The following is an 11933-nucleotide window of genomic DNA, read 5'->3' on the forward strand; positions in this document are numbered from 1 at the left end:
AAGCGAAAGTTTCATGTACGGTGTGAAGCGGGGGAAAACTTGGAGATAACATCAAAAAGTTACCTATCGCTATAACGTGGCAGATGGAAAGAAACCTTGCCAGAGATTTCCCATGAAATCAATATCGTCAATCTGACTTCTGATGAGAAAAACAAAGGCTTACTTGACCCTTATGTAATTATGAAAAATACCAAAGATTCTGAATCACTGGCTATTGATATTTTGACATTCCTTACGGGGATTTCCTCTCGTGATGGGGAACGCTTCCCAATCCTTAGAAAAGCCATTCGTGCAGTAACCAATAGTGAAGTGCGAGGGTTGATGAAAGTGATTGAAGAATTACGGGTTGAGAATACGCCACTAAGTACCAGCATAGCCGACCATATCGAAAGTTTTACAGACTATGACTTTGCCCATCTGCTTTTTAGTGATGGTTATGTAGAGCAGTCTATCAGCCTTGAAAAACAACTGAACATTATACAGGTTGCCGACTTGGTACTTCCTGACAAGGAAACTTCCTTTGAGGAATATACCACAATGGAGTTACTATCGGTAGCAATGCTGATTGTCATTAGTACCTTTGCGTTGGACTTTATCCATACAGACCGAAGTATTTTCAAGATTGTAGACTTAGACGAAGCATGGAGCTTCTTACAGGTGGCACAAGGGAAAACACTATCTATGAAGCTGGTTCGTGCTGGTCGTGCTATGAACGCTGGGGTATATTTCGTGACCCAAAATACAGATGACCTCTTAGATGAAAAACTGAAAAATAACCTCGGCTTAAAATTTGCCTTTCGTTCCACTGACCTTAACGAGATTAAAAAAACCCTTGCCTTTTTTGGTGTAGACCCAGAGGACGAAAACAATCAGAAGCGATTGCGTGATTTGGAAAACGGGCAATGCCTTATCAGTGATTTATATGGTCGTGTCGGTGTGATACAGTTCCACCCTGTATTTGAAGAACTGCTCCATGCCTTTGATACCAGACCACCTGTGCGAAAAGAGGTGTAAATGTGAAACCATCAATATTAAACAGAATAAAATCAAACTGGACGCTGAAACGTCTAGGTAAAGTGGCAATGACAGTGGCTTTCACACTTGTGATTGCCATTTTTCTTTTAGCCATGCTGGGAACGGTGGTTCAAGCTGCGGGCTTGGTAGATGATACGGTCAATGTGGCAAATGAATACAGCCGATACCCACTTGAAAACTATCAACTGGATTTTTATGTGGATAATAGCTGGGGCTGGCTACCGTGGAACTGGTCGGACGGAATTGGAAAACAAGTCATGTATGGACTATATGCCATTACCAATTTTATTTGGACAATCAGTCTTTATGTTTCCAATGCGACGGGTTACTTAGTACAGGAAGCCTATTCCTTAGACTTCATTTCCGCTACAGCAGATTCCATTGGCAAGAATATGCAGACCCTTGCAGGGGTTACGCCTAGTGGACTATCAACAGAGGGTTTCTATGTTGGATTCCTTTTACTCTTGATTTTGGTTCTTGGGGTTTATGTTGCCTATACAGGACTGATAAAGAGAGAAACCACAAAGGCAATTCATGCCCTCATGAATTTTGTGCTGGTTTTTATCCTATCGGCTTCCTTTATTGCCTACGCTCCCGACTACATTAAAAAAATCAATGACTTTTCATCAGACATCAGCAACGCTAGTTTGTCACTGGGTACAAAAATTGTCATGCCCCATTCAGATAGTCAAGGCAAGGACAGTGTGGACTTGATACGTGACAGCCTATTTTCCATACAGGTTCAGCAACCGTGGCTACTGCTTCAATATAACAGTTCAGACATTGAAAGTATTGGTATTGACCGTGTGGAAAGCCTGCTCTCAACCAGTCCAGATTCCAACAATGGGGAAGACAGAGAAAAAATTGTTGCGGAAGAAATTGAAGATAGAAGCAATACCAATATGACGATTACAAAGACGATTAACCGTTTAGGTACAGTCTTCTTCCTATTTGTCTTCAATATTGGGATTTCCATATTTGTATTCCTATTAACAGGAATCATGATTTTCTCGCAGGTACTTTTTATCATCTATGCTATGTTTCTGCCTGTGAGCTTTATTTTAAGCATGATTCCATCATTTGATGGTATGTCAAAACGAGCCATAACAAAGCTCTTTAATACCATTTTGACACGAGCTGGAATCACATTGATTATTACGACAGCATTTAGTATTTCAACCATGCTCTATACCTTATCGGCTGGTTATCCGTTCTTTTTGATTGCTTTTCTACAGATTGTGACCTTTGCAGGAATCTACTTTAAGCTGGGCGATTTAATGAGTATGTTTTCTCTACAGAGTAACGATTCTCAAAGTGTGGGAAGTCGTATGATGAGAAAACCTCGTATGCTTATGCACGCTCACATGCACCGTCTACAGCGGAAACTTGGACGCTCCGTGACTGCTTTAGGGGCTGGGTCTGCCATTGCCAGTGCTACGGGTAAAAAAGGACAGTCGGGTTCGGGAAGTTCTGCGAGTACACAAGCAGATCACTCTCGACCAAACGGGCAGGAAAAATCAACACTAGGAAAGCGTATCGGTCAAACCATCGGTACAGTAGCTGATACCAAAGACAGAATGGTAGATACTGCTGGTAATTTGAAAGAACAGGTTAAGGATTTGCCGACCAATGCAAGATATGCAGTATATCAAGGAAAATCTAAAGTGACGGATAATGTCCATGATTTAACCAGAAGTATTTCTCAAACCAAAGCGGATAAAGCCAGTGGACGCAAGAAACAGCAGGAACAAAGACGGAAAACCATTGCGGAGCGTCGCTCTGAAATGGAACAGGTCAAACAGAAAAAACAGCCAGCTTCTTCCGTTCATGAAAGACCAGCCACTAAGCAAGAACAATCTCATGATGGACAGACTTCAAGGCAAACAACTGTACAGGCTTCCTATAGGGAATCTCAACAAGCCAAACAAGAGCGTCCAACAGTTAAGTCCGATTCTTCAAGTTTAAAAACGGAACGTCAAAGTAATACAGTTCAAGAAAGAACGGTTCAAAAGCCAGTAACTTCAACTGCACCAACAGATAGAGCTTCACAACGTTCAATCACAAAAGAACGTCAGTCTACTGTTCAAAGAGTACCACTACAAAATACAAAAAGTAGACCACCAATCAAAACCGCCACCATTAAGAAAGGCAGTAAGAAACCATGAAGCTGAAAACTTTAGTGATTGGTGGTTCGGGATTATTCTTGATGGTCTTCTCACTGCTTCTGTTTGTCGCCATTTTATTTTCAGATGAACAAGATGGCGGTTTTTCCAACATTCACTATGGCGGTGTGGATGTTTCCGCAGAAGTGCTGGCTCATAAGCCTATGGTAGAAAAAGTTGCCAAAGAATATGGAATTGAAGAATACGTCAATATACTTCTTGCGATTATACAGGTGGAATCGGGTGGTACAGCAGAAGATGTTATGCAGTCCTCGGAATCCCTCGGTCTTCCACCTAATTCATTGAGTACAGAAGAATCCATTAAGCAAGGTGTGAAGTATTTCAGTGAGTTATTAGCCAGTAGCGAAAGGCTTGGTGTAGATTTAGAATCGGTTATCCAGTCCTACAATTATGGTGGTGGTTTCTTAGGATATGTGGCTAATCGTGGGAATAAATATACCTTTGAACTGGCTCAAAGTTTCTCAAAAGAGTATTCGGGTGACGAAAAAGTGTCTTACCCCAATCCCATAGCCATACCTATCAATGGGGGCTGGCGATACAATTACGGGAATATGTTTTATGTGCAACTGGTAACGCAGTATCTTGTCACAACAGAGTTTGATGATGATACAGTACAAGCCATCATGGACGAAGCTCTGAAATTTGAAGGCTGGAAGTATGTCTATGGCGGAGCTTCCCCGACTACCTCTTTTGATTGTAGCGGACTGACACAATGGACGTATGGAAAAGCTGGAATCAACTTACCACGAACAGCACAACAGCAATATGATGTAACCCGGCATATCCCATTATTGGAAGCAAAAGCCGGCGATTTGGTTTTCTTTCATTCTACCTATAACGCTGGCTCTTATATTACTCATATCGGGATTTATTTAGGCGATAACCGTATGTTTCATGCAGGCGACCCTATCGGTTATGCCGACTTAACAAGCTCTTACTGGCAACAGCATTTAGTGGGAGCAGGACGAATCAAACAATAAGAAAGGACGATTCAATGATGAAATTCGGAAAAAATCAGAATACAGAAAAACAGACACCAAAGGAAAAGAAACCTCGTGTCTATAAGGTCAATCCTCGTAAAAAGGTTGTGATTGTCCTATGGGTACTTTTAGGACTTAGTTTCAGCTTTGCGATATTCAAGCACTTTACAGCCATTGATACCCATACCATTCATGAAACCACCATCATAGAAAAGGAATATGTCGATACTCATCATGTGGAAAATTTTGTAGAGAACTTTGCGAAAGTCTACTATTCATGGGAACTAAACGACAAGTCCATTGATAATCGCATAGAAAACCTGAAAGCATATCTGACAGAGGAACTTCAAGCTCTGAATGTCGATACAGTTCGTAAAGATATTCCTGTATCGTCTTCTGTAAAAGGATTTCAGATATGGACGGTAGAAGCAGATGGCGACAATCAATTTGATGTAACCTACAGTGTAGACCAACTCATTACAGAGGGGGAAAATACAAAGACCGTCCACTCTGCTTATATAGTGAGTGTCTATGTAGACAGTACTGGAAATATGGTCCTCATTAAGAATCCGACCATTACTAGCATACCAAAGAAATCAGACTATAAACCAAAAGCTATTGAAAGTGAGGGTACGGTTGATTCCATTACAACCAATGAAATCAATGAGTTTTTAACGACGTTCTTCAAGCTCTATCCTACAGCGACAGCCAGTGAACTTTCCTACTATGTGAATGACGGGATATTAAAACCAATCGGAAAAGAGTACATCTTTCAAGAACTGGTAAATCCTATTTACAATCGTAAGGATAATCAAGTCACGGTATCGCTGACAGTGGAGTATATCGACCAGCAGACCAAAGCAACGCAGGTATCTCAATTTGATTTGGTACTTGAAAAGAACGGGAGTAATTGGAAGATTATAGAATAACAAATATTGGTACATTATTACAGCTATTTTGTAATCACGTACTCTCTTTGATAAAAAATTGGAGATTCCTTTACAAATATGCTCTTACGTGCTATTATTTAAGTATCTATTTAAAAGGAGTTAATAAATATGCGGCAAGGTATTCTTAAATAAACTGTCAATTTGATAGTGGGAACAAATAATTGGATGTCCTTTTTTAGGAGGGCTTAGTTTTTTGCACCCAGTTTAAGAATACCTTTATCATGTGATTCTAAAGTATCCGGAGAATATCTGTATGCTTTGTATGCCTATGGTTATGCATAAAAATCCCAGTGATAAGAGTATTTATCACTGGGATTTTTATGCCCTTTTGGGCTTTTGAATGGAGGAAAATCACATGAAAATTATTAATATTGGAGTTTTAGCTCATGTTGATGCGGGAAAAACTACCTTAACAGAAAGCTTATTATATAACAGTGGAGCGATTACAGAATTAGGAAGCGTGGACAAAGGTACAACGAGGACGGATAATACGCTTTTAGAACGTCAGAGAGGAATTACAATTCAGACAGGAATAACCTCTTTTCAGTGGGAAAATACGAAGGTGAACATCATAGACACGCCAGGACATATGGATTTCTTAGCAGAAGTATATCGTTCATTATCAGTTTTAGATGGGGCAATTCTACTGATTTCTGCAAAAGATGGCGTACAAGCACAAACTCGTATATTATTTCATGCACTTAGGAAAATGGGGATTCCCACAATCTTTTTTATCAATAAGATTGACCAAAATGGAATTGATTTATCAACGGTTTATCAGGATATTAAAGAGAAACTTTCTGCCGAAATTGTAATCAAACAGAAGGTAGAACTGTATCCTAATATGTGTGTGACGAACTTTACCGAATCTGAACAATGGGATACGGTAATAGAGGGAAACGATGACCTTTTAGAGAAATATATGTCCGGTAAATCATTAGAAGCATTGGAACTCGAACAAGAGGAAAGCATAAGATTTCAGAATTGCTCCTTGTACCCTGTTTATCATGGAAGCGCAAAAAGCAACATAGGGATTGAGCAGCTTATAGAAGTGATAACGAATAAATTTTATTCATCAACATACAGAAAGAAGTCTGAACTTTGCGGAAATGTCTTCAAAATTGAATATTCGGAAGAAAGACAACGTCTTGCATATGTACGCCTTTATGGCGGAATCCTGCATTTGCGGGATTCGGTTAGAATATCGGAAAAGGAAAAAATAAAAATTACAGAAATGTATACTTCAATAAATGGTGAATTATGTAAAATTGATAAGGCTTATTCCGGGGAAATTGTTATTTTGCAAAATGAGTTTTTGAAGCTAAATAGTGTTCTTGGAGATACAAAGCTATTGCCACAGAGAGAGAGAATTGAAAATCCGCTCCCTCTGCTGCAAACAACTGTTGAACCGAGCAAACCTCAACAAAGGGAAATGTTACTTGATGCACTTTTAGAAATCTCCGACAGTGACCCGCTTCTACAATATTATGTGGATTCTACGACACATGAAATTATACTTTCTTTCTTAGGGAAAGTACAAATGGAAGTGATTAGTGCACTGTTGCAAGAAAAGTATCATGTGGAGATAGAACTAAAAGAGCCTACAGTCATTTATATGGAGAGACCGTTAAAAAATGCAGAATATACCATTCACATCGAAGTGCCGCCAAATCCTTTCTGGGCTTCCATTGGTTTATCTGTATCACCGCTTCCGTTGGGAAGTGGAATGCAGTATGAGAGCTCGGTTTCTCTTGGATACTTAAATCAATCATTTCAAAATGCAGTTATGGAAGGGATACGCTATGGTTGCGAACAAGGATTATATGGTTGGAATGTGACGGATTGTAAAATCTGTTTTAAGTATGGCTTATACTATAGCCCTGTTAGTACCCCAGCAGATTTTCGGATGCTTGCTCCTATTGTATTGGAACAAGTCTTAAAAAAAGCTGGAACAGAATTGTTAGAGCCATATCTTAGTTTTAAAATTTATGCGCCACAGGAATATCTTTCACGAGCATACAACGATGCTCCTAAATATTGTGCGAACATCGTAGACACTCAATTGAAAAATAATGAGGTCATTCTTAGTGGAGAAATCCCTGCTCGGTGTATTCAAGAATATCGTAGTGATTTAACTTTCTTTACAAATGGACGTAGTGTTTGTTTAACAGAGTTAAAAGGGTACCATGTTACTACCGGTGAACCTGTTTGCCAGCCCCGTCGTCCAAATAGTCGGATAGATAAAGTACGATATATGTTCAATAAAATAACTTAGTGTATTTTATGTTGTTATATAAATATGGTTTCTTGTTAAATAAGATGAAATATTTTTTAATAAAGATTTGAATTAAAGTGTAAAGGAGGAATTAATTATGAAGTGTAATGAATGTAACAGGGTTAAATACAACCAAATTTTAATTTGGCTTTGCGTTTTATCTTTTTTTAGCGTATTAAATGAAATGGTTTTGAACGTCTCATTACCTGATATTGCAAATGATTTTAATAAACCACCTGCGAGTACAAACTGGGTGAACACAGCCTTTATGTTAACCTTTTCCATTGGAACAGCTGTATATGGAAAGCTATCTGATCAATTAGGCATCAAAAGGTTACTCCTATTTGGAATTATAATAAATTGTTTCGGGTCGGTAATTGGGTTTGTTGGCCATTCTTTCTTTTCCTTACTTATTATGGCTCGTTTTATTCAAGGGGCTGGTGCAGCTGCATTTCCAGCACTCGTAATGGTTGTAGTTGCGCGCTATATTCCAAAGGAAAATAGGGGTAAAGCATTTGGTCTTATTGGATCGATAGTAGCCATGGGAGAAGGAGTCGGTCCAGCGATTGGTGGAATGATAGCCCATTATATTCATTGGTCCTATCTTCTACTCATTCCTATGATAACAATTATCACTGTTCCGTTTCTTATGAAATTATTAAAGAAAGAAGTAAGGATAAAAGGTCATTTTGATATCAAAGGAATTATACTAATGTCTGTAGGCATTGTATTTTTTATGTTGTTTACAACATCATATAGCATTTCTTTTCTTATCGTTAGCGTGCTGTCATTCCTGATATTTGTAAAACATATCAGGAAAGTAACAGATCCTTTTGTTGATCCCGGATTAGGGAAAAATATACCTTTTATGATTGGAGTTCTTTGTGGGGGAATTATATTTGGAACAGTAGCAGGGTTTGTCTCTATGGTTCCTTATATGATGAAAGATGTTCACCAGCTAAGTACTGCCGAAATCGGAAGTGTAATTATTTTCCCTGGAACAATGAGTGTCATTATTTTCGGCTACATTGGTGGGATACTTGTTGATAGAAGAGGTCCTTTATACGTGTTAAACATCGGAGTTACATTTCTTTCTGTTAGCTTTTTAACTGCTTCCTTTCTTTTAGAAACAACATCATGGTTCATGACAATTATAATCGTATTTGTTTTAGGTGGGCTTTCGTTCACCAAAACAGTTATATCAACAATTGTTTCAAGTAGCTTGAAACAGCAGGAAGCTGGTGCTGGAATGAGTTTGCTTAACTTTACCAGCTTTTTATCAGAGGGAACAGGTATTGCAATTGTAGGTGGTTTATTATCCATACCCTTACTTGATCAAAGGTTGTTACCTATGGAAGTTGATCAGTCAACTTATCTGTATAGTAATTTGTTATTACTTTTTTCAGGAATCATTGTCATTAGTTGGCTGGTTACCTTGAATGTATATAAACATTCTCAAAGGGATTTCTAAATCGTTAAGGGATCAACTTTGGGAGAGAGTTCAAAATTGATCCTTTTTTTATAACAGGAATTCAAATCTTTTTGTTCCATTAAAGGGCGCGATTGCTGAATAAAAGATACGAGAGACCTCTCTTGTATCTTTTTTATTTTGAGTGGTTTTGTCCGTTACACTAGAAAACCGAAAGACAATAAAAATTTTATTCTTGCTGAGTCTGGCTTTCGGTAAGCTAGACAAAACGGACAAAATAAAAATTGGCAAGGGTTTAAAGGTGGAGATTTTTTGAGTGATCTTCTCAAAAAATACTACCTGTCCCTTGCTGATTTTTAAACGAGCACGAGAGCAAAACCCCCCTTTGCTGAGGTGGCAGAGGGCAGGTTTTTTTGTTTCTTTTTTCTCGTAAAAAAAAGAAAGGTCTTAAAGGTTTTATGGTTTTGGTCGGCACTGCCGACAGCCTCGCAGAGCACACACTTTATGAATATAAAGTATAGTGTGTTATACTTTACTTGGAAGTGGTTGCCGGAAAGAGCGAAAATGCCTCACATTTGTGCCACCTAAAAAGGAGCGATTTACATATGAGTTATGCAGTTTGTAGAATGCAAAAAGTGAAATCAGCTGGACTAAAAGGCATGCAATTTCATAATCAAAGAGAGCGAAAAAGTAGAACGAATGATGATATTGACCATGAGCGAACACGTGAAAATTATGATTTGAAAAATGATAAAAATATTGATTACAACGAACGTGTCAAAGAAATTATTGAATCACAAAAAACAGGTACAAGAAAAACGAGGAAAGATGCTGTTCTTGTAAATGAGTTGCTAGTAACATCTGACCGAGATTTTTTTGAGCAACTGGATCCAGGAGAACAAAAACGATTTTTTGAGGAAAGTTATAAATTATTTTCCGAACGATATGGCAAGCAAAATATTGCTTATGCAACAGTTCATAATGATGAGCAAACCCCTCACATGCATTTAGGTGTTGTGCCTATGCGTGATGGAAAACTGCAAGGAAAAAATGTGTTTAATCGTCAAGAACTGTTATGGCTACAAGATAAATTCCCCGAGCATATGAAAAAACAGGGTTTTGAGTTGAAGCGTGGTGAACGTGGCTCTGACCGTAAACATATTGAGACAGCTAAATTTAAAAAACAAACTTTGGAAAAAGAGATTGATTTTCTAGAAAAAAATTTAGCAGTTAAAAAAGATGAATGGACTGCTTATAGCGATAAAGTTAAATCAGATTTAGAAGTACCAGCGAAACGACACATGAAAAGTGTTGAAGTGCCAACGGGTGAAAAGTCCATGTTTGGTTTGGGAAAAGAAATAATGAAAACAGAAAAGAAACCAACCAAAAATGTTGTTATATCGGAGCGTGATTATAAAAACTTAGTGACTGCTGCGAGAGATAACGATAGGTTAAAACAGCATGTTAGAAATCTCATGAGTACTGATATGGCGAGAGAATATAAAAAATTAAGTAAAGAACATGGGCAAGTTAAAGAAAAATATAGTGGTCTTGTAGAGCGATTTAATGAAAATGTAAATGATTATAATGAGTTGCTTGAAGAAAACAAGTCTTTAAAGTCTAAAATAAGCGATTTAAAGCGTGATGTGAGTTTAATCTATGAAAGCACTAAGGAATTCCTTAAGGAACGTACAGACGGCTTAAAAGCCTTTAAAAACGTTTTTAAGGGGTTTGTAGACAAGGTAAAGGATAAAACAGCACAATTCCAAGAAAAACACGATTTAGAACCTAAAAAGAACGAATTTGAACTAACTCATAACCGAGAGGTAAAAAAAGAACGAAGTCGAGATCAGGGAATGAGTTTATAAAATAAAAAAAGCACCTGAAAAGGTGTCTTTTTTTGATGGTTTTGAACTTGTTCTTTCTTATCTTGATATATATAGAAATAACGTCATTTTTATTTTAGTTGCTGAAAGGTGCGTTGAAGTGTTGGTATGTATGTGTTTTAAAGTATTGAAAACCCTTAAAATTGGTTGCACAGAAAAACCCCATCTGTTAAAGTTATAAGTGACCAAACAAATAACTAAATAGATGGGGGTTTCTTTTAATATTATGTGTCCTAATAGTAGCATTTATTCAGATGAAAAATCAAGGGTTTTAGTGGACAAGACAAAAAGTGGAAAAGTGAGACCATGGAGAGAAAAGAAAATCGCTAATGTTGATTACTTTGAACTTCTGCATATTCTTGAATTTAAAAAGGCTGAAAGAGTAAAAGATTGTGCTGAAATATTAGAGTATAAACAAAATCGTGAAACAGGCGAAAGAAAGTTGTATCGAGTGTGGTTTTGTAAATCCAGGCTTTGTCCAATGTGCAACTGGAGGAGAGCAATGAAACATGGCATTCAGTCACAAAAGGTTGTTGCTGAAGTTATTAAACAAAAGCCAACAGTTCGTTGGTTGTTTCTCACATTAACAGTTAAAAATGTTTATGATGGCGAAGAATTAAATAAGAGTTTGTCAGATATGGCTCAAGGATTTCGCCGAATGATGCAATATAAAAAAATTAATAAAAATCTTGTTGGTTTTATGCGTGCAACGGAAGTGACAATAAATAATAAAGATAATTCTTATAATCAGCACATGCATGTATTGGTATGTGTGGAACCAACTTATTTTAAGAATACAGAAAACTACGTGAATCAAAAACAATGGATTCAATTTTGGAAAAAGGCAATGAAATTAGACTATGATCCAAATGTAAAAGTTCAAATGATTCGACCGAAAAATAAATATAAATCGGATATACAATCGGCAATTGACGAAACTGCAAAATATCCTGTAAAGGATACGGATTTTATGACCGATGATGAAGAAAAGAATTTGAAACGTTTGTCTGATTTGGAGGAAGGTTTACACCGTAAAAGGTTAATCTCCTATGGTGGTTTGTTAAAAGAAATACATAAAAAATGGTTCTGTTGCAAAGTTTTAAATAAAGAATAAAATCCCTTACGGTATCTATGATTTAAGCTGGGATTCCCAATAATACCTTGATTTCAGTACAGACCGAAAACCCGAAGAGAG

At 37.5% G+C, this 11933-nt stretch carries 7 protein-coding genes and 2 pseudogenes; all 9 read left to right on the forward strand.

Annotated elements, in window-relative coordinates:
* Positions 1 to 75 precede the first annotated feature (75 nt).
* Positions 76 to 1014, forward strand: a pseudogene (locus DVW06_RS16285) (ATP-binding protein); the annotation flags it as partial.
* 2 nt (positions 1015 to 1016) lie between these two features.
* The gene (locus DVW06_RS16290) at positions 1017 to 3200 is read left to right on the forward strand and encodes a CD3337/EF1877 family mobilome membrane protein (RefSeq protein WP_002345008.1); all 2184 of its coding nucleotides are present in this window, start codon (positions 1017 to 1019) and stop codon (positions 3198 to 3200) included.
* A complete protein-coding gene (locus tag DVW06_RS16295) occupies positions 3197 to 4198 on the forward strand; it encodes a bifunctional lytic transglycosylase/C40 family peptidase (protein ID WP_002345007.1) in 1002 nt (333 codons plus the stop codon). Before DVW06_RS16290 ends, DVW06_RS16295 begins: the two co-directional genes overlap by 4 nt.
* 14 nt (positions 4199 to 4212) lie before the next feature.
* Positions 4213 to 5127: a conjugal transfer protein gene (locus DVW06_RS16300; RefSeq protein ID WP_002345006.1), complete on the forward strand. Its 915-nt coding sequence runs from the start codon at positions 4213 to 4215 to the stop codon at positions 5125 to 5127.
* Between the two features lie 313 nt (positions 5128 to 5440).
* Positions 5441 to 5488 (forward strand): annotated as a pseudogene (locus DVW06_RS17885) (hypothetical protein); the annotation flags it as partial.
* A gap of 15 nt (positions 5489 to 5503) precedes the next feature.
* Positions 5504 to 7423 carry a tetracycline resistance ribosomal protection protein Tet(M) gene (tet(M), locus tag DVW06_RS16310; RefSeq protein WP_002345005.1) on the forward strand — a complete coding sequence of 640 codons (1920 nt, stop codon included), beginning with the start codon at positions 5504 to 5506 and terminating at the stop codon, positions 7421 to 7423.
* A gap of 97 nt (positions 7424 to 7520) precedes the next feature.
* Positions 7521 to 8894 (forward strand): tetracycline efflux MFS transporter Tet(L), encoded by a 1374-nt coding sequence (gene tet(L), locus DVW06_RS16315; protein ID WP_002345004.1) that lies wholly within the window; start codon positions 7521 to 7523, stop codon positions 8892 to 8894.
* 563 nt (positions 8895 to 9457) lie between these two features.
* Complete coding sequence (gene mobV, locus DVW06_RS16325; RefSeq protein WP_000119405.1) at positions 9458 to 10720, forward strand: MobV family relaxase; 1263 nt, start codon at positions 9458 to 9460, stop codon at positions 10718 to 10720.
* A gap of 292 nt (positions 10721 to 11012) precedes the next feature.
* Positions 11013 to 11852 (forward strand): protein rep, encoded by an 840-nt coding sequence (locus DVW06_RS16330; protein ID WP_425340109.1) that lies wholly within the window; start codon positions 11013 to 11015, stop codon positions 11850 to 11852.
* Positions 11853 to 11933 lie beyond the last annotated feature (81 nt).

Origin of the sequence: Enterococcus sp. ARL09-542 (assembly GCF_005234805.1) — a bacterium.
Lineage (GTDB): Bacteria > Bacillota > Bacilli > Lactobacillales > Enterococcaceae > Enterococcus_D > Enterococcus_D gallinarum.